Annotated in this window: 22 protein-coding genes and 2 pseudogenes; 6 read left to right on the plus strand and 18 right to left on the minus strand. The window is 47.6% G+C overall.

Annotation, left to right across the window (positions count from 1 at the left end):
* Positions 1–63: 63 nt before the first annotated feature.
* Complete coding sequence (locus ACWPAB_RS11360; protein ID WP_003579832.1) at positions 64–945, minus strand: RluA family pseudouridine synthase; 882 nt, start codon at positions 943–945, stop codon at positions 64–66.
* Between the two features lie 133 nt (positions 946–1,078).
* Between ACWPAB_RS11360 and ACWPAB_RS11365 the strand changes: the two genes are divergently transcribed.
* On the plus strand, positions 1,079–1,888 hold the full coding sequence (locus ACWPAB_RS11365) for an alpha/beta hydrolase (protein WP_003579835.1): 810 nt from the start codon (positions 1,079–1,081) through the stop codon (positions 1,886–1,888).
* 151 nt (positions 1,889–2,039) lie between these two features.
* Here ACWPAB_RS11365 and ACWPAB_RS11370 read toward each other — a convergent pair.
* Positions 2,040–2,621 (minus strand): annotated as a pseudogene (locus ACWPAB_RS11370) (hypothetical protein).
* Positions 2,622–2,843: 222 nt separating this feature from the next.
* Between ACWPAB_RS11370 and ACWPAB_RS11375 the strand changes: the two are divergent.
* Complete coding sequence (locus ACWPAB_RS11375) at positions 2,844–3,269, plus strand: hypothetical protein (protein ID WP_003566163.1); 426 nt, start codon at positions 2,844–2,846, stop codon at positions 3,267–3,269.
* On the opposite strand, the gene citG is transcribed toward ACWPAB_RS11375, so the two are convergent.
* The 15 genes from citG to ACWPAB_RS11450 all read right to left on the minus strand — a co-directional run bounded on the left by citG (position 3,223) and on the right by ACWPAB_RS11450 (position 15,582).
* Positions 3,223–4,065: a triphosphoribosyl-dephospho-CoA synthase CitG gene (gene citG, locus ACWPAB_RS11380; protein ID WP_003579839.1), complete on the minus strand. Its 843-nt coding sequence runs from the start codon at positions 4,063–4,065 to the stop codon at positions 3,223–3,225. The genes ACWPAB_RS11375 and citG overlap by 47 nt on opposite strands.
* On the minus strand, positions 4,058–4,753 hold the full coding sequence (locus ACWPAB_RS11385) for a GntR family transcriptional regulator (RefSeq protein WP_003566168.1): 696 nt from the start codon (positions 4,751–4,753) through the stop codon (positions 4,058–4,060). Before ACWPAB_RS11385 ends, citG begins: the two co-directional genes overlap by 8 nt.
* A gap of 136 nt (positions 4,754–4,889) precedes the next feature.
* Positions 4,890–6,293, minus strand: coding sequence for an oxaloacetate decarboxylase subunit alpha (locus ACWPAB_RS11390; protein ID WP_003579842.1), 1,404 nt, complete (start codon positions 6,291–6,293; stop codon positions 4,890–4,892).
* A gap of 237 nt (positions 6,294–6,530) precedes the next feature.
* Positions 6,531–7,079, minus strand: a complete 549-nt coding sequence (gene citX / locus ACWPAB_RS11395; protein ID WP_003579844.1) for a citrate lyase holo-[acyl-carrier protein] synthase — start codon at positions 7,077–7,079, stop codon at positions 6,531–6,533.
* Positions 7,072–8,604, minus strand: a complete 1,533-nt coding sequence (gene citF / locus ACWPAB_RS11400; protein WP_003566173.1) for a citrate lyase subunit alpha — start codon at positions 8,602–8,604, stop codon at positions 7,072–7,074. The genes citX and citF overlap by 8 nt, the downstream gene beginning before the upstream one ends.
* On the minus strand, positions 8,604–9,482 hold the full coding sequence (locus tag ACWPAB_RS11405; protein ID WP_003566178.1) for an aldolase/citrate lyase family protein: 879 nt from the start codon (positions 9,480–9,482) through the stop codon (positions 8,604–8,606). The genes citF and ACWPAB_RS11405 overlap by 1 nt, the downstream gene beginning before the upstream one ends.
* Entirely contained in the window at positions 9,470–9,775 is a 306-nt protein-coding gene (citD, locus tag ACWPAB_RS11410) for a citrate lyase acyl carrier protein (protein ID WP_003566181.1), read from the minus strand. Before citD ends, ACWPAB_RS11405 begins: the two co-directional genes overlap by 13 nt.
* A complete protein-coding gene (gene citC / locus ACWPAB_RS11415; RefSeq protein ID WP_016382260.1) occupies positions 9,765–10,769 on the minus strand; it encodes a [citrate (pro-3S)-lyase] ligase in 1,005 nt (334 codons plus the stop codon). Before citC ends, citD begins: the two co-directional genes overlap by 11 nt.
* Before the next feature lies 1 nt (position 10,770).
* Positions 10,771–10,914 (minus strand): OadG-related small transporter subunit, encoded by a 144-nt coding sequence (locus ACWPAB_RS11420; RefSeq protein ID WP_003566186.1) that lies wholly within the window; start codon positions 10,912–10,914, stop codon positions 10,771–10,773.
* 173 nt (positions 10,915–11,087) lie between these two features.
* Entirely contained in the window at positions 11,088–12,212 is a 1,125-nt protein-coding gene (locus tag ACWPAB_RS11425) for a sodium ion-translocating decarboxylase subunit beta (protein ID WP_003566189.1), read from the minus strand.
* Between the two features lie 14 nt (positions 12,213–12,226).
* The gene (locus tag ACWPAB_RS11430; RefSeq protein ID WP_003579849.1) at positions 12,227–12,619 is read right to left on the minus strand and encodes an acetyl-CoA carboxylase biotin carboxyl carrier protein subunit; all 393 of its coding nucleotides are present in this window, start codon (positions 12,617–12,619) and stop codon (positions 12,227–12,229) included.
* A 5-nt stretch (positions 12,620–12,624) separates the two neighbouring features.
* Positions 12,625–12,951, minus strand: a complete 327-nt coding sequence (locus ACWPAB_RS11435; RefSeq protein ID WP_003579851.1) for a hypothetical protein — start codon at positions 12,949–12,951, stop codon at positions 12,625–12,627.
* A 98-nt stretch (positions 12,952–13,049) separates the two neighbouring features.
* Entirely contained in the window at positions 13,050–14,399 is a 1,350-nt protein-coding gene (locus ACWPAB_RS11440) for a CitMHS family transporter (RefSeq protein WP_003579853.1), read from the minus strand.
* Positions 14,400–14,683: 284 nt separating this feature from the next.
* Positions 14,684–14,941: a hypothetical protein gene (locus ACWPAB_RS11445; RefSeq protein WP_003566197.1), complete on the minus strand. Its 258-nt coding sequence runs from the start codon at positions 14,939–14,941 to the stop codon at positions 14,684–14,686.
* A 74-nt stretch (positions 14,942–15,015) separates the two neighbouring features.
* The gene (locus tag ACWPAB_RS11450) at positions 15,016–15,582 is read right to left on the minus strand and encodes an RNA 2'-phosphotransferase (RefSeq protein WP_003579855.1); all 567 of its coding nucleotides are present in this window, start codon (positions 15,580–15,582) and stop codon (positions 15,016–15,018) included.
* A gap of 47 nt (positions 15,583–15,629) precedes the next feature.
* Between ACWPAB_RS11450 and ACWPAB_RS11455 the strand changes: the two are divergent.
* Positions 15,630–16,123: pseudogene (locus ACWPAB_RS11455) on the plus strand (GNAT family N-acetyltransferase).
* A 14-nt stretch (positions 16,124–16,137) separates the two neighbouring features.
* Here ACWPAB_RS11455 and ACWPAB_RS11460 read toward each other — a convergent pair.
* Positions 16,138–16,755, minus strand: coding sequence for an NADPH-dependent F420 reductase (locus ACWPAB_RS11460; protein WP_003584931.1), 618 nt, complete (start codon positions 16,753–16,755; stop codon positions 16,138–16,140).
* A gap of 262 nt (positions 16,756–17,017) precedes the next feature.
* On the opposite strand from ACWPAB_RS11460, the gene ACWPAB_RS11465 reads away from it, so the two are divergent.
* The 3 genes from ACWPAB_RS11465 to ACWPAB_RS11475 all read left to right on the plus strand — a co-directional run bounded on the left by ACWPAB_RS11465 (position 17,018) and on the right by ACWPAB_RS11475 (position 19,053).
* On the plus strand, positions 17,018–17,356 hold the full coding sequence (locus ACWPAB_RS11465; RefSeq protein ID WP_003566205.1) for a PadR family transcriptional regulator: 339 nt from the start codon (positions 17,018–17,020) through the stop codon (positions 17,354–17,356).
* A complete protein-coding gene (locus ACWPAB_RS11470) occupies positions 17,353–18,192 on the plus strand; it encodes a hypothetical protein (RefSeq protein ID WP_016382185.1) in 840 nt (279 codons plus the stop codon). Before ACWPAB_RS11465 ends, ACWPAB_RS11470 begins: the two co-directional genes overlap by 4 nt.
* A 105-nt stretch (positions 18,193–18,297) precedes the next feature.
* The gene (locus tag ACWPAB_RS11475) at positions 18,298–19,053 is read left to right on the plus strand and encodes an NADPH-dependent oxidoreductase (RefSeq protein ID WP_003584933.1); all 756 of its coding nucleotides are present in this window, start codon (positions 18,298–18,300) and stop codon (positions 19,051–19,053) included.
* Position 19,054 lies beyond the last annotated feature (1 nt).

Raw genomic sequence — 19,054 nt, forward strand, 5'->3', positions numbered from 1 at the left:
ACACATTTTGCACTTCGGCTTTTTTTCATGTCTTCGTCTGAATCTACTGCACGTCATACTAGGTCAGATTGTTGGCTCAATTTGGTGTGCTTCTGTCAGCAGTTGGTTAAACAAAGCCGGCACCGGCAATTCAGCCGTAATCCGCTTTTCCGAAAAAGGATCCGTAAATTTCAACCGCGTCGCCTGCAAGGCTTGATACGGTATTCGCGCATCTGGCTGACCATAAAGGTGATCGCCAATTAATGGATGACCTAAACTTGCAAAATGAACGCGAATTTGATGTGTCCGACCGGTCAGCAACTGGACATCAACCAAAGTATTGGTTTTTTCTTTTAAAACCCGGTATTTTGTCAGCGCCGTCTGGCCATCAGCTGCCACAATTCGGTGAATGCCATCCGCCGCTAATTTCAGAGGTGCATCAATTTCACCTTTTGGGGATGGCAATTGACCGCTGACAACCGCCAAGTAATGCTTCGTCAGTGTGCGCTGATGTGCTTGATCAAACCGGCCTTGTGCGTATGGATGTTTTGCAGCCAGCACCAGTCCGACAGTATCGCGATCAAGTCGAGTCATGATGGCTGGTTGTGGTGCGTCAATTTTTTGCTCAACCAAATAGCCCGAAATACGATTCAATAAACTCGAATTCGGTGTGTGGGGTCCGGGAACGCTTGTCAATCCAGCTGGTTTTGAAACAATTAGCCAATTAGCATCTTCATAAATGACTTCTAAAGGCGCAAACTCTGGCGTCAGCGTTTTGCTAGTCGGAATTTCAAAGCGGATAATCTGGCCAGCTTCAACCGGACCATTGTCAGATACTTGCCCATCAACCCAGATCAAATGATCCACTAGCATTTTTTTGAACAAGCGATGACTGACGCCTTGCTCTGCTAGCCAGCGTTTGACCGTTGTCGACCGTGTCACCTTTGTCGTAAATGAATATCGCATACCTTTTTCCTTTCACCATCCCTCTTCCGCACTTAAAACCGAACGAATCGGAATCCAGATTTGCATTTAAACGGGTTTTGGGACTATGGTTAGACTATGGTTAATGTACAAGAATAAGGAGGAACAGGCAAATATGCAAGTGGAAAAAGACGTGATCTACGATAGCGCCTATAATTTAGCCGCCGATCTCTATGTACCTGACGAAGCCAATGGCGGTGCCATCGTGTATGCACACGGCGGTGGCTGGTTTCACGGCGATAAGGAAAATGAAAGCGATTTAGGTGAATATTTTGCTGATGCCGGCTATCTATTTGCGATTCCGAACTTTCGCTTAGCCCCTAAATATTTATATCCAACAGCACAAAACGATTTCGATCATTTCATCAATTGGTTACTTGCTTCCCCTTATGATTTTGATCGTGAGCGTTTGGGACTTTTGGGGGCAAGTTCAGGCGGCACCATGGTTCTGCAAAACAGTTTAGCTTCCGGCTATCCGCTCGTTGCATGGTCCCCTGTTGTTGATTTTGCCAACTGGGTTCAAAAAAATCAAATGGTAAAGGCTTCTGTGGATGGGAAAAAAGAACTTGGTCTTACCGAGATCCACGAAATTCATGATTCATTTTACAAGTATTTTGTGCAGACTTACCTTGGCGGCTTAGACCCGCGTTTGTTGACCGCGGTCAATCCCACCAACCATTTAACCGATCAATTAGGTCCGGCATTGTTGTTCAATTCAGCTGATGAATTGATGCCACTGCCAAGTGCCTTGCACTTTTTACAACAAGCTGCCATGTTTGGTCGCGATATCGGACTGCATGTTGTGCCCGGAACCGGTCATGCCCGCGACTACACAAGTTTTGCCTTGCCAGAAACCAAGCGCTTTTTTGATCATCACTTGTTTACGACGGTTGAAGACAAAACGTTGAACAAAGCGACAGACTGAGCTTAACAACAAATTAGGCCAGTAAAATAGCGTTGCGATCAACCTTCATTCCGGATGGTGATCGCAACGCTATTTTTATGCGTCAATTTTAACAAACATCAACCGTCACCGGGTGCAAAGGTCGGTTCACGGTTATCTTAAGTAAAGAACTTCATGCGTGATGCAGAATCAATGGCGATGCGACACCGGGCGCGACCCATTCAAGGCCACCACTAACTGGCACCAAATAAATGGCATCAGCGCCGACATCTGTCGGGATCAAGACAAAACCATTGCCTTCTGGCGTTACCTTATAGCCGGTTTTTGTTGTTACGCCAGCCTGAACAACGGTCAGCTGGTCTGCCGTAATTGTCAGCGTCACGTGCTCATTCTGCCATGTGCCGAGATAAACCGGTGCAGTGTTGCTGACATCCTCAGCACTGACCGAAGGCGTTGCTCGAGTCGTACTTGCTGTCGAAGCTGTCTCGGTATGCACAGTCGCAACCGTGCTCGAACGGCTGATCTCTTCAGAAGGTTGTGTTGTTGCCGCTGAGGAATTTGTTACAGCGACTGTCGAAGAGGCGGTCGCGTTCTCTTTTTTAGGTTTTACTGTTGCAGCTGGTTGCTTTTTAGGCGTTGTGACAGTGACTGTTTTTGTGTCAGTTCAGGCATTTGCCTGATGCTGATAAAGAGCAGCACCGGAAGCCCCACTGAAGGTCAAAATCGCTGTTGCCAACAAAAACCACTTTTTCATGTCATTCACTCCCAACCAGACATACTGTCGTCGACAGGTCCGTTTTCTTATTATCTCTAGCCTATCATGCTGCCTAATTAAATGTTACAAAACGATGTCAACACAAGCAAATCTTAATAATTGCGGCATTCTCACTGTCATCTTTTTGTAACATTTAAAAAGCGGTGGTTCCCTCTTGTCGAAGCAAACATATGTTCGTATAATCGATTTGAGGTGATCATCATGACTTATGAAGAAAAAATCGGCACCGAAAGATTCGATGCCATGGTGGCGGATTTTTTCGCAAATCGTTACTTTGATCGCGGCATGCGTAAATGGCAAGGCTACTATCTTTCTGATCATACAGCCGCTTTAAAGAAGCAATCTAAAAGCGAAGCGCTGGTTTATCCCCCGCTACCCCTTCAGGATCAAGCGGTCATTCGCGCAATCTTGCTACAAGCCTATGCAGAAGGCCAAACAGTAACAGCCCAGCTTAACCTGCAAACACCCAGTGGTCAGATGCTGCCACCGATTCGCGGCAAGGTTGGCGGTTTAACTGACAGTGACGTGGTTAATATTGCGGATCAAAATATGGCAATCGGATCAATTCGGCACATCGAACTCATCCCGTTTGCTGCATCAACGCATCAAAAAAATACGCCAGACTAAGGTAGTCGGCCGTGCCGCCGGGGCTCAAATTTCGTGCAATCATTTCGGCGTTTAAAGCGCGCAACCCATTAGGTAGCCGGGACGCCGGGACATGTAACAACGCTTTGGCCGCATCCTGAACAAACCGTAACCCAGCTGGCCCCCCACGGTGCAACACATTAGCATCTTCAACTTGTGCCATCAGATGAACCATCAGCTGTAGATAGCGCAGATCGCCGCGTGTCGTGGTTTGCCGTAAGTAAGGCAGGATCACCGTCCGGATCGTCGGGTAGCCGGCTAACGCCTCGCCACGCACGCCAGTCACACCATGCTTCATATACAACGCCTCGCCATGACTCAACTGTTTTTTTTCACTGAGATCGCGAAAATCGCCGCTCACGCCTTGCGCAATTTGCGCCACTGCCGGAAAAAGCGGGGCAAAATCATGCATGACTAACTGCTTAATACTTTGCTTTTGCAACAACCATCCCAAAGCACCCAGTAAAAACCCAAAAGAAAAATTAGCCCCGCGATGCGTATTCACACCTACTGTAGCTGTCATCATCGCTTTTTCAGCCTTTACCCCGATCGTCCGCAATTGCTGGTACAACTGTGGTACCGTTGCCGCCGTTAATCCAGCATGCAGATACTGACCAAAATAAGGGGCCAGCGCATGAATGCTGGCCTCAAAGGTGGTGACGTTCATATCGCGATGAGCGCCATTGGACTCCGGATCAACTAAGCCCGGCTTCGGCGCAAGCAAAACCTCTGCCCGCAGACTCGTGACCGCTGCTTGGGCGATTGTTTGTTCATTCAATGTTCTTTGCCTTCATAACTTTCAGAATATATTGCAATGAGTGGCCCAAATGTTCACGAGTGATCAGTTTGATTTGATCATCATCGCGGTTTAACATCCCCCGATAAATCAGCCAATGTTCCTGAATCGCAAGATTACGCCGATCATCCCCGTTAATACTGATGTCACGAAAATAGATCAAGTAATTTTGTAATTGGTTGACAATCATTTTCAGGCGCAACATATGGCTGGCATCGTAAATAAAGTTATTAAACTCGGTAAATTTGGCCATGACTTCAGGCACCCGGCCAGCATCATTCAACCGATCCGTTTCTTCCAGAAGCGCACGCATCTGTTTAAATTGAGCCGGCGTCATTAGCCGCATTGCCTTACGTGTTGCTAAAACATCTAATTCCTTGCGAATATCAAAAATCTCGTAGGCATCGTTGATCGAAATGCCCTTCACAATGACACCGATACCGGTTTTACGTTCGACCAGATCTTCTTCATCTAATCGTTCAAGCGCATACCGAATCGGTGTCCGACTGATATTGAGATTTTCGGACAAATTCTTTTCGTTAATACGCTCGCCGCTGGGTATTTCCCCTAACAAAATCGTCTTGCGAAGCGCTTCGTACACCGCCTCTTTAATCGGCCGATTCTCCGAAAGATCCAGATTCCTTTTGACTGCTGGCACCACTTGATTCATCGGTCGTTCCCCCTCGCTTCGTGGCCTATTATAGCAAAAAAGCCGTTAACGGGGGTGTTAACGGCTTAAGGGAAATGAAGCTAGGAACAACTGGCAACTAGTGTAGCAGGCTCACGCAACGACGGTCAACATCAGATCAATCATGCGTCGGCTCAAAACTTAGCGACACCTTCTGCTCCGGCACATCATAAAACGGATCTTCGCGCCGGCCAAGAAAATCTTTAGCTTGATCTGGGAACAAAGCATAGCTTAAGACATCCTCTTCGTCGTGCGCATATTGCGCAATCGCTTGACGGAACTCAGGCATTTGCGGCTTGATTAAATCCGCGGGACGTTGTGTGACAACCGGTGCATCACCAATGATCTTTTTCACCATTTCGGGTGCAATTGCCACTGGCGGCCGACCATAAAGGCCGCGCACGTAATCCTTAATTTCATTTGGAATCAACTTATAACGCTCACCGCTCATGACATTCATCAAACTTTGTGTGCCCACCATCTGCGACAGCGGTGTAACCAACGGCGGATAGCCTAAGTCAGCTCGGACACGCGGCACTTCCTTCAAAACATCGCCATAAAGTGCTTCTTGTCCTTGATCTTTTAGTTGCGCCAACAGGTTAGACAACATCCCGCCTGGCACCTGATAGATCAAGGATTTAGGTTCAACATCTTTCACGCGCGGATTCAGTTGACCGGACTCGCGGAATCGATCGCGAATCGGTGCAAAGTAAGTGGCGATGTCACTGACCGTGCTTAAATCAACATCAGTCGGATAGCCAAGATCTTGCAACGCAACCAGCATGGATTCTGTTGCTGGCTGACTGGTGCCGCCAGCAAATGGCGAAACCGCGGTATCAATGATATCAGCACCAGCGCGAACTGCTTCCAGATACGTCATCTCAGCCATACCAGCGGTGGCGTGCGTATGCACTTCCAGTGGCACGCTGATTTCCTGCTTAATACCGGTAACCAGATCAAACGCCTTCTGTGGGGTTAAAATGCCTGCCATGTCTTTGATTGCAATTGAATCCGCACCCATGTCAGCCATGTCTTTGGCTAACTTGATGAAGTAGTCGATCGTATGGAAATCACTGGTTGTGTAACAAATAGCAAGTTGGGCATGCCCGCCTGCTTGCTTCGTCGCTTCAAGCGCCGTTCGCAAGTTGCGTGTATCATTCAACGCATCAAAAATACGAATGATATCAATCCCGTTTTCAACTGACTTTGTGACAAAGTCAGTGACCACATCGTCGGCATAGTTCTTGTAACCTAACAAGTTTTGCCCGCGCAAGAGCATTTGCAATTTGGTGTGCTTGACCGCCTTACGAATCTTGCGCAACCGTTCCCATGGATCTTCATTCAGATAACGGAGACAGGCATCAAAAGTTGCCCCGCCCCACATTTCCAAAGATGCATAGCCGGCAGCATCCATCTTATCGAGAATCGGCAAAATATCACTGATCGGCATCCGCGTGGCAATCAGGCTTTGTTGCCCGTCACGCAAAACGGTTTCCATGAATTGGACTTTCTGTTTAGGCATGGGGTGTCCTCCTTTTAAAGCGCATTCACTGACCCAGAAACCTGTGTGTAAGGACCACAAGTGCAATGCCCAAAGCCCGGCCATCACATTTGTGTCCGCTTATGTTCCGGTTTCTGGACGCGCCAGTTCACGCTCTTTTTCAAACGCGCTCGCCAGACCAGAAACCTGCACATAAGGACCACAAGTGCAATGGCCAAAGCCCGGCCATCACACTTGTGCCCACTTATGCTCCGGTTTCTAAGCGGTCTGGCTCGCGCTCTCTTTTACGATTGTTTCCACCACTTGTTGTACCTCTGGCAAACCGTGCCGCCGTGATCGGGCACAGGCCTTGGCGTCGCCGCCGCAAACCAGACAGGCACGTGGTGGCAAGGCAAGATCCGTGCGAGAAACTTGATACAGTTCCGCATCGCGTAACGTGACAACATCAAGATCCAGCAAGTCACAGAACCGTTGCTGATTTTCAAACGCGACCATGAGCCGCTTGAGTGACAAAGGTGACAGCGTGGTCAAAAAATAAGCTTCCGGTCCAGTTGGCAATAAGTCAATGTCCGAAGATCGAACGACCTCGCCAAGTTGCTGCGTCAAGGTCTGCATGACCGCCGAAAAAACGGCTTCAATTCGAGTACCAGTTTTAACCGGTCCAGGAATGCGCAAAGTCACGTGCAAGAGCGTATTGGTTGGTGCAGCCACCAACAACGCTCGCTCTTTAACCACGCGAGCATCTTTGGCAGCCAGCATTTGACCAAGATCAACTTGTGGACCATCTAAAATGGTTAATTTAAACATTGTGAACCACATCGATCAAGGTGCCATCGCGATATTCGATCAAAGCGACCACTTTATCGCCATACTCGATGGCTTCCGGTGTACCAGTAATTTGATAGGCCATCTTTTTCAGATCTTCAATTGAAAACAGCGGCACTTTCAGATTTTTAAACATTTCAATCAAATCAGTCCGTGCTGGATTAATAGCGACGCCGACTTCGGTCACGACAACGTCAACACTGGCACCCGGTGTCACAACAGTATTGACATTTTCAACAATCGTTGGGATCCGACCGCGAACCAGTGGCGCAATCACCATGCTCATTTTGCAGGCAGCACTTGTGTCACTATGGCCACCAGAAGCGCCACGGATAATGCCGTCAGAACCCGTGATCACGTTAACGTTAAAGTTAGTATCAATTTCCAGTGCCGATAAAATCGCAATATCTAACTGATTGATAACTGCACCTTTGCTTAACGGTGACGCGTACATATTAGCATCAATCTCGTAATGATCTGCGTTCTCGCCTAATGAAACCGCAGAGGGATGGTCAAAGTCCTGCACATCGATAATCTTTTCGACAAGGCCTTCCTTCAACAATTCAACCATTGAATTGGTAATGCCACCCAACGCAAAACTAGCTTTGATGTCTTGGTCCAACATCGCTTGCCGCAGAAAACGCGCAACAGCCAGCGAAGAGCCGCCAGTACCGGTCTGGAATGAGAACCCATTTTTGAAGTAGGCCGATTTGGTAATGACCTCTGCCGCATACTCCGCAATTTTTAATTCCTTCGGGTTCTTCGTGAAACGGGTCGCACCTTTGGCAATCCCAGTTGGATCGCCAATCGCATCAACTTGCACGACATAGTCAACGTCGGTTTGCGGAATGCTGATTGGCGTATTCGGATATGGCATTAAACTGTCAGTAATGGCAACAACTTGATCCGCATATTTTGCGTCAATCATGGCATAACCTAACGAGCCACAGGTCGCCTTACCTTTTGTGCCGTTAATGTTGCCGTACTCATCACTGCTAGGGGCACCAAGAAAGGCAACGTCAATATGAATATCGCCACGAGCAATGGCTCGGGCCCGGCCGCCATGTGAGCGAATCACAACTGGATTCTTCATGATGCCGCTTGAAATTGCTGCCCCCACTTTGTCGCGCAAGCCGGAACTGGTGATGTTGGTCACCACACCGTTTTTGATGTGCTCAATCAATGGTTCATGTACATTGGCAATCGAACTTGGCGCAATTGACAGGTTCTTGATCCCCATTTTGGCAATCTCAGCTAGGACCATGTTCATCACATAGTCCCCTTCACGAAAATGATGGTGAAAAGAAATGGTCATGCCGTCCTTCAGCCCAGTTGCTACAATGGCATCGTGAATTGACGCCACGAGTTTGCTGTGATCCGGCTTAACCGGGTTGATGTGGCGGGCATGTTCATCATAAGGCTTAATGTTGGCAAACTCGCCGCCATAAACACCGTATTGATCCGCATATGGTTCTGGGATATCACGGTTGAGTGTATTCTTGACCATCAGTCTACCTCCATTCCTGATGCCTTTGCGAGCGCGATGGTATACTGTGCCCGTTCGACAACTGGCTTATCAACCATCTGCCCGTTCACAGAAACAACCCCCGCGCCCTTAGCTTCGGCTTCTTTCAAGCCAGCAACAATCTCACGTGCTTTTTGAACTTCCGCCAAAGCAGGGGCAAAAACCCCATTAATGACTGGAATTTGCCGTGGATTGATGACGGACTTGCCATCAAAGCCAAGCTGTTTGATTAAGGCGGTTTCGTGGCGCAAACCTTCTTCGTTGTCCACTTGTGTATAGACCGTATCAATCGCCGCGATGCCAGCTTCTCGCGCAGCATGCAGGATATAGTTACGGGCAAAAGACAATTCAGCGCCATCCGTCGAGCGGTGGGTATGTTGACTCGTCAGATAATCTTCTGCACCCAACGCAATCCCAATCATACGTGATGAAGCTTGTGCGATTTCGCGAGCATTCAAAACCCCTTCAGCCGACTCAATTGCAGCCATCATGTGCGTGGTGCCATTTTGAATGCCGTACTTCTCTTCAACTGCTGTGATGACAGCATCAACATCAATAATGTCTTGAGCAGTTTCGGTCTTTGGCAGGCGCACCACATTAATGCCGCCAAGAACCATCGCTTCAATATCTTGATCTCCGCCTGCATCTAACGCATTCACCCGCACAACTGTTTCCACGCTACTGTAATCAAAGGTCTTCAGGGCTGAATAAACCAGCATTCGTGCCGTGTCTTTTTCCTTCAAAGAAACAGCATCTTCAAGGTCAAACATGATCGCATCAGCACCATAAATCGGAGCATCACGTAACATGCCCGGATTGGCACCAGGCACAAACATCATGGTTCTTCTTAATTTATCCATGCGTTGATCTCCTCCCAGTCAAACGTCTTATTGTCAGACGCACGATAAACAGCGGCGATCGTCCGCGCCTTGATGGTACAATCCAAGGCGCCTTTGTCATTCGCGTCAACGGCAACATTTTCGATCCCTAACTTGGCCAAGGTGGCCTCAATGACTGATCGAATTTGATGACCAAACTGTTTTTCTACACTGCTTTGCAGTTGAATGGCGACCCCACTGGTAGCCGGTGACAAGGTGATTTGAATATCACTTGATTCCAGCGTACCAGCAGTCGCAGGATGCTTAATTTCCATGTGTCGATCGCTCCTTTATTTCTTGATAAACTTCTGGGTAAACCAATTGCTGCACGGTTTTCCAATCTTGTTGTGCCATTGCCGCGCGAACACGGGTAGCACTGACAACATCGCCGTCAATCATGAGCCGCGGCACGACGATCAGTTCAATCGCCGAACCAAATGTTGCCGCTAGTTCCCGATTGTAAATGGCCGTTACCGGCGACAGCGGTTCCTCACCGACATAACGACGAGTAATCCCCAATACGGGTGCAATTGCTTGTTTAAAAAGCGCGGCATCCAGCCGAGCTTGGACAGCAGCCACATCGGCATCTGCCCGTTCTTTGAGAAAATAACTCGGAAAAGTAGTATTTGAGACCATATAGTCATTGGTTGGCAACACCACGACGTTTGGCCAGCGAACGGCAACTTTTCTAACTAGCGCCAACCGCTCATCGGCTGTGAACAGAGACCGTTCCGCTGATAGGACGAAAACGTAAACGACCGGGTTGGTTTTGGCCGCCGCCTCAATTAAATAGGCATGGCCACGCGTAATCGGATTGGCATTCATGACAATCGCTGCCGCTGGTTTTTCTGGCCGCCGCTGCTTTTCTAACGAAGCAACATAATCGGTCAAGTTGGGATAACCGCGTTCAAGTAACACAACAGCATCGGTTGCTGCCAGTTGCTTGAAGCCCAATGACAGGAAAAATTTAACGGTGGTCGGTTTGGTATAGACAAAGCTGTGGGTCACACCATCATCGTCAAGCCGATCCAGTAATGCCTGAATTACCTGTGCCAACAAGTTTTCATGCTGGATTGCCGGTGTAACTGCCACTTCCTTGATGATGTTACCGGAAAGCGAACCAGTTGCCAGTAACGTTTCTCCTTCAAAAATACCAACTGTATAGTCAACCTGACGATCTGCAGCTAACCCGGCAGTCGTCAGCAAGGCTTGCCATGCTGCTGCTTCTTGCGGATTCAATGCCAGCCAGATTCGTTTTAAAGTTGCCATGTTACTTCGCCGCTTTTTTAGCTGGGGCAAATTTCAGTAATAACTTCGCCACGATATAAATAATGAATAAAACGATGAAAACGCCGCCCATACCGATCAGCATCAATTCACCCGCTTGTTCAACAGCAACTGGGTCAATTTTCATGGAAGTACCTCCCTTTTTAACGTGCTCACCAGCGCAGTAACCTGCGTGGGTCTAAACGCGATCTCCAGCCCAGAAACCTGCACATAAGGACCTCAAGCCAAACTGGCCAAGACCCAGCCAGTTTGGCTTGAGGCCACTTATGCTCCGGTTTCTAACCGGGTCAGCTCACGCTTTTATGCGCCAAAGAATGATAGTAACAGTCCGCCGGCAATGACAGAGCCGATTTGACCGGAAACATTAGCGCCAACGGCATACATCAAAACAAAGTTCTGTGGATCTTCATCGGTTGCCATTTTTTGAATCACTCGGCTCGACATTGGGAAAGCGGAAATGCCGGCCGCCCCGATCATTGGGTTAATCTTATCTTTACGGAAAAGATTCAATAATTTGGCGAACAATACACCCCCGACAGAGTCCATGATGAAGGCGAATAATCCAAAAGCAATGATCATCAACGTTTGAATGTTCAAGAATTGATCAGCTTGCAATTTAACGGAAATCGTTAGCCCAAGCAGAATCGACACAATATTGACCAATTCGTTTTGCGCGGTGTTAGATAGCCGATCGAGCACCCCACATTCTCGCAGCAGGTTGCCAAACATCAGGAACCCAACTAACGGTAAGGAAATTGGGGCAATAAACCCGGCAATGATGGTGATAATGATTGGAAACAGAATTTTTGTCGTCTTTGAAACGCCTTCTGCCTTATAAGTCATCCGAATCCGGCGTTCATGTTTTGTGGTCACTGCCTTGATGGCCATTGGTTGGATGATTGGCACCAATGCCATATACGAATACGCAGCGACTGTGATGGCCCCTAACAGATTTGGCGCAAGTTGGTTCGAAACGAAAATCGAAGTCGGGCCGTCTGCGGCACCGATGATGCCAATTGAAGCCGCTTCTTTGATATTGAAACCGAAGAAGACAGCAACAAAAACGGTGGCAAAGATCCCGAACTGTGCTGCTGCACCGAACAGTAGCATGAATGGGTTTTGTAATAACGGTCCAAAGTCGATCATGGCGCCGATCCCGATGAAAATTAGCAGTGGGAACAGTTCCGTATTGATACCGGCTTTGAATAAAACATCAAGCACCCCTTCTGCTTTGGTGCCGCCAACAACTTGGGTCAAGACGCCTGTTCCTGGAAAGTTGACCAGAATGGCGCCCAAGCCCATGGGAACTAAAAGGGTTGGTTCATATTCTTTTTTGATTCCCAGATACATCAGGAGCGCGCCGATCAGCATCATGGCGATTTGACCTAATGTGATCGTGGTGATTCCGTGAATGAGCGCTTCCATGCCATCCCTCCTCCTTAAATAATGCTGATGAGATTGTCGCCGGAATTGACATTCTGGTTAAGTGTTGCAAACACCTGGCCGATGGTACCTGCCTTAGGCGCCACAATTTCGTTTTCCATCTTCATGGCTTCCAGAATCATCAGCGGCTGATTTTCCGTGACTGTATCACCGTCTTTAACCAAAATTTTGGTGACCGTGCCTGGCATCGGTGCAGTGACAACTTCACCTTCCCCAGTCGGCGCAACCGGAGCTGCAGGTGCTGGCGCAGCTGGTGTGGCCGGTGTCGGCGTTGCCGCTGGCGTAGCTGGTGCGGCCGGCGCAGGCTGGGCGGCTGGCGCACCGCCAATTTCTTCCATTTCGACCAAATAGGTTTTCCCATCAATCGTGATCTTGAATTTCCTCAACATCTTCTTCATTCCACCTTTTTCTTGATTGACTTGACCACATAATTGGCATGGCCATCACCAGCCGCAATGGCGCTGGCGATCAAGCCGACGCGTTTTGCTTCAGGATTTTCGACATACAGATGCTTCAGCACTAACTGCGCATCAGGAGCTGTATCGGCTGTGACTGCTGCGGCAATCAGACTGACGGTCAGTTCTGATGCCGGATCAACAGCTAAATAGTTTGGGACATCAATCCAATCATCATCAACCGGCGCGGCCGGTGCTGACATTTGGGGTGGCACTTGTTCTTTTGTAGACGGTGTTTGCTTTCGTCGCCGCAGCCAATTAAACATCTGGACACCTCCTCGCAATATTTTCTTGTTGATAAGTTATATAGTACGGGGAAAAGCCAATCATGATTGGCTTTTCGGTGTATTTTTCAGTTAGGACGTTATTTTTGCGGCAGGTAGAATGGCACGTGACCGAATAACATCACCGTGACAACGAAGATAGCGAACACACCTAACGCATATTTACCAGCTTCGCGCTGCCATTTACCCATGTCCAAACCGGTTAACCGGAGTAATAGATAGATGAAGGCAACTAATGGTGACAGTAAGTGGAACGCCTGACCCATCAAGGAAGCCAGCGCCATCTGCATGTTGGTGAACCCATATGCTCGACCAGCTGTAGCCAGAACCGGCATCACTCCGAAGTAGAAGCCGTCGTTACTCAGGAAGAAGGTCCCTGGTGCAGAGATCAAGGCAATGACAAGGCCCCAGAAGCCAGCCAATGAATCAGGAATAATGGAAGTGAAACTCTTGGCCAGCGCTTCTGCCATCCCAGTACCTTGGAACAGACCCATGAAGACACCAGCAGCAAAAACAAGAATAACAACTTGGACAGCATCGCCACCGTTAGCACCGATCCGCTTGCTTTGGTCGCCCAGTTTCGGATAGTTGACCATTAAAGCGATACAGGTTCCAACTAAGAACAACAACAATGGTGGCATTGCAATGGCTTTAATGAAGGAACTTGCAACCAACCAAGCAATCAAGACGATTGTCAAAATACCATTGAAAAGGAATAAGTTCGGGCGCCGAATTTCAGAAACTTCTGGGTCGACAACGGAAGTCATTTCATCGATTTCAGCATCCGTTAACTCTCGGACACCCAACCGTTTCCGTTCTGCTCGGCCCATGCGCGGTGCAACGTAGAAAACAACATACGCTAAGGCAAGAATCATACCTGGCAACAGATATGTCAGAATATCAGCGTCAACTTTCAACACGGCCATTGCTCGGGCAGTTGGGCCGCCCCAAGGCAGTAAGTTCATGATGGTGTTCTGCAAAATAATCAAAACACCTAAGTTCATCATGTTCATGTTGAGCTTTTTATAGATTGGAATAAATGCGGAACAGCAGATCAAAGTTGTCGTCGTACCGTCCCCGTTCAATGACACGGCCATCGCAACAATCGCGGTTGCCATCAAGACTTTCATCGGATCGCCCTTCGCGATTTTGATCATCCGGGCAGTGATTGGATCAAACAAACCAGCGTCTAACATAATTGAGAAGTACAGAATTGCGAATAAGAGCATGATCCCCGTGTTGGCAGTTGTTGTGAGTCCCTTCAACACGAAATCGCCGATCGTACCTTTATTAGCCACCCCGGCCACCATCGCAATAATCGCAAACAGCAGGGGGATCATAACCAAGGAAGTAAATGGTGAAAGTTTCTTAGTCATGATGACATACATAAAGACCACGATCATGGCGTAAGCAATGACGGTGAGTAACATAGTCCCAACCTCTTTTCATAAGTTTTTGTCTCTACCGTCATAGTACGTGATTATCGTCACGAAATCGCCTCTTTAGCCCGTTTAGAACACTAAAAGAACAATCACTGATCTTCCGATAAGAAAAATGTCAAGAAAAATAGAAAACGCCTCCATTGGCTTAAAATTAACCTTTTAAGTCAATGGAGGCGTCCATCAGTTATGAATCATCTTTGGAAAAAGATAATGCTGGCGTGATGTTCATATATTCACATGCTACTAATACAGACGCTTAATTCTGTATCAGTCTACCAGTCTTGGAAACGTTCTTCTTCGAGCTTTTTTAACAACTCCTGGTAATTTTTCCGCGATGGTGCATGGCTCAAGGTCGTCTGTTGCAGCTCATTAAATCGCTCTGCTAAGTAGTATGCAGTCAGATAGAGCGTCAGTTTTCGCTTGACGATCGTCTCTGGATCTTTGTCGTCAGGCACTTGGTGCGATTCAACAACAAGGTTCGCGAACTGTTTCGGATTTAACCGTAAATCATCGGGTTCATCGGCTTTCATCGTGATACCTCCTTTTTTAAGTATGCCTAATACTAACATAAAAAAACGACCGTAATCTGTCATTGAAAAACATTTTACGGTCTTCGAAAGTATGAAGTTAGATGATGTAAAAATCTTGCTGGCAGCTCAGAAACAAGCCACACACGACTGCTCGTGGGATAAAAGAGGATCCCGTTTTTAGCTGCATCACGGGCGGCAATGCGATAAATAACTGGATGAGTGTCATGACGGCCACCAACTTGCTGAGCAGTGGCGACATCTTCAGACAGATGCACAAAATCCCGATTCATCGGCAGTAAGCCTTCCTTAGCAATCACAGTGGCCGCCTGATGTGAGGTGCCATGATACAGCCACTGCGGTGGTTCAGTTGCTGGTGTGAGCGGCATGACTGGCACACTGTGACCGTAAACCGCCCGAATCGTTGTTCCTTCCAGTGCAAATCGCTTTTTAGTGCTTTGTGCCATAATAGCTTGTAAGACTTGGCGATCAAGATGCATTTGATAATGCGCATTGAAGCGTCGCACCAATGTTTTCCAATCTGTCCGACCATACTGATCTAACACCAAGCCCAATTTTTCTGGATGGTGGCGCAAGAGCATGCTTAACGTCTTGCTAATCTTGACTAATCGCTTATCCATCATTGTCCGTTCCCTTTTCCACCTTTTAACCTTAACTAGGAGAGAAAACGATGAAACTGCATTTTTCAAAAGCACAATTGAACGACCTTGATACGATCATGACTATCGAAACAGCAGGATTTACGCCACAAGAAGCCGCCACTAGAACCAGCATGGCAGCGCGCATTGCCAACTATCCGGACACCTTCATTGTTGCCCGCGCTGGTGGCACGATTGTTGGTTACGTAGTCGGGCCAGCAACTGATCAACCAACGATTACAGATGATCTTTTCAGTACTAGTCAGCCCAATCGGCCCGATGATCCGTACATCGCTGTCTTAAGCCTCGCTGTGTCCCGCGCCATCGTCATCAAAATGTCGGCTCTCAATTACTTGAGCAACTAACCCAGGTCGCACGTACACAAAACCGCCAAGCGATCACCTTAACCTGTCTACAACGGTTGATCCCTTTTTACGAACATCAAGGCTTTCAAAATGAAGGTCGTGCTGCCTCTACTCATGCTGGCGAAATCTGGTACAACATGGTTAAAAAGATGCTCTACTGACAGCCTTCATCAGCTTATTCGGGATTCAGATGTTGGCGCAACACTGGGGCGGTTTCGTTGACCAGAAAAAGCGGGCCATCTGCCTGCGCCGGAAAACTTGTTGCCAAGCCGCCTAGATCAAACGGTTCAAAACCAATCGTCCAGATTAACGACGCCACCACTTTTTTTGCCTGTTCATCGTCACCGGCGTACGGTACCGCAATCCGATCAACTGGTTGTTCAGGTTGTGCCAGCCTAGCGAGAACGGTCATCCCAATCGTATTAAACGCTTTGACCACTTTACTTGATTGAAAATGCTCGGCGACGACCTGAGACGTCGTTTTTTTATGACGTTCAATCTCAGCAATCCACGCATCGCGATCAGGAAAATAATTGGTAGCATCAATGATGATCGGATCTTGAGCCAATGGTGCCGGTAAAGCCTTAATAGCCAAAAAAGGCACTGCCAAGACGACAATTTCTTGTGCTTCGGCTTGTTCAACTGTGCCAGCTTCTGCTCCTAGAATGCGCGCTAAATCCTCTAGCGCATCGACTGAACCCCGATGTGCGATGACAACTTCATTGCCTGCTTGCACGAAAAGTTGCGTCAGAACCTGTCCGACATTGCCTGATCCGATCATACCAATTTTCATCCGATATCACTCCACCCTGTTATTATTTTCATTATATCGCGACACCTCTTTTCAGGGCAAATAAGCCTTGTTTTTTTATGTATCGGCTTTTCCGGTTTGACTTTGACTGGATGTCAAACGATGCTCATGCTGATGACGCTGAGCCAATCACTTAAGATCAGTTAACAAATAGTTTTCAGGCTTCAACTATTTTGCTTTACATACTAGTCAACGCTCTTTATACTACTAGTAGGCAATGCATATTAGTTGGGAGGTACATGTGATGGCAACAGATACCAATAGCCAAATGCTCAAGGGGATTCTTCAAGGCTGCCTGTTAATCCTGCTTTCCCGAGAAGAGCTTTACGGCTATGCCATCAGTGAGGCGCTTAACGATTTTGGCTTTGTTGATATTCCCAAAGGCACGATTTACCCACTCCTGATGACAATGGAGAGAAAAGGGTTGTTAATCAGTCATCTGCGTCCCTCACCTGACGGCCCCAGCCGCAAGTACTACGCTGTCACAGCAGAGGGTATGGCTGCGCGTCAAACTTTTCAACAGCAGTGGTCACAACTGAAAGACCATGTCGATCAGCTCATCAACGAGGAGGACAAGCCATGAAACAACGGAAGCAGGAAACACAGCGATTAATTGATGAAAATAACCAACTGCGAAAACAGCTTAATGCTGAAAATCGCCATTATTATGAAGATTTACTTGTTTACATGCGTGCCCATACACTTTTACGTGATGATTTTATCGTTGAACAATACCTACTGGCCATTCTTCAGGACCTTATTGATGCGCAACAAAGCGGTATGAATGCTCAAACCTATTTTGGTAAAGATCCAGAACGGACAGGATCTGAAATGTTAAAGGCCATTCCCAGAAATATTGCCGATTTTGCTTGGTTTAATTTAAAGTTGATATTGATGATGTTTATGATTTTTTGGTTGCCACAATTAACGCGACCTGTAACCAAATTTGACGTTGGCAACTTGTTGATTGTTGCCATTATCTCAATTGTTGCCGTTTGGGGCGTCGAGTGGATTATTGGTAGTTATGCATTTATTCATCCAACTCGAATGCAGACAGTTGCTTTTTATGCTGGTGGTGGTCTGCTATTTGTTGTCATTATTGGTCTGCTTGCCTTCTTTAAATCAAGCTGGGAGATCACTTTGTCTTCATCGACTGTTCTTGTTATCACCTCTCTGGGCTTGCTCGTTGGCATCGTTTTACCTTTCTTTCATCGCCTAACTGGCCAAGATCGGATCCTTTACTTCTGGTCAATGTTTATTCTGCTGTTAGGGTTCTTGAGTCGACTCCCTTTTCTTCAACGTTTCATGCATGCCAAGATCGACCTAGGTGCTTGGCAATGGTTGCTTTATGTTGGGATGGTTGTCGTTCCTGTTCTCTTTGTGTTAACTGTCTGGTGGATTCGACGCAGAAAAAAATGACTTCTTCATCAATTTTATTAGAGTTGATCCCCACTTTTTAATCAATTCTGCGCAGAACATGTAAAATAGCCTTAATCCCAATCAACTCAAAGGAGTGACCCCCACTTGGATCTCAATGACACCCTTCGTCACCAACTGCACCATCGTTCCATCCGCCAGTTCAAGCCGCAGCATTTAAGCAGCGCCACCATTCGAACATTACTGGATGTGGCACAACATACAGCGAGTTCAATGTACTTGCAGCTGTTTTCGGTTATTCACATTCTCAATCCTGAAATTCGTGCACAAATTGCTAAAATCAGCACCCAGACCTATCTGAATGGCAATGGTGAGCTGTTCATTTTCATCGCAGACCTCAATCGCGTTGCGAAACTGACAGCAGCTGCTGGTCAATCACTGGATCGTCTTGGCCGAATGGATAAGTTTCTGCAGGCGAGTGCCGATGCTACACTTGCCTTACAAAATATGGTTGTCGCTTCCGAGAGTCTTGGCCTCGGAACAGTAACCCTTGGCAGTATTCAAAATGATGCGCAGGCCATGATTGAGCTGTTGCATCTACCTAAATACACCTTTCCACTACTTGGTCTGGCGATTGGTTTTCCCGACGATGATCCAGACGAAAAGCCACGGATGCCACAGCAATTGGTTGCTTTCACCGACCACTATGATGAACCTGTCCCTTCACCAACAGCCATGACTGACTTTGACCGCACTGTTAGCCACTACTACGCCACTCGCCGCGGCGATCCGCGCGAAGAAAGCTATACCGATCTTGCGATTGGCGCCGCCAACACCACACCGGCAAAACGCGGCGATCTCTTCAAAGTCTTGAAACACCAAGGCTTTTTTCCGGAAAGCTGAG

Source organism: Lacticaseibacillus sp. 30, assembly GCF_053819265.1.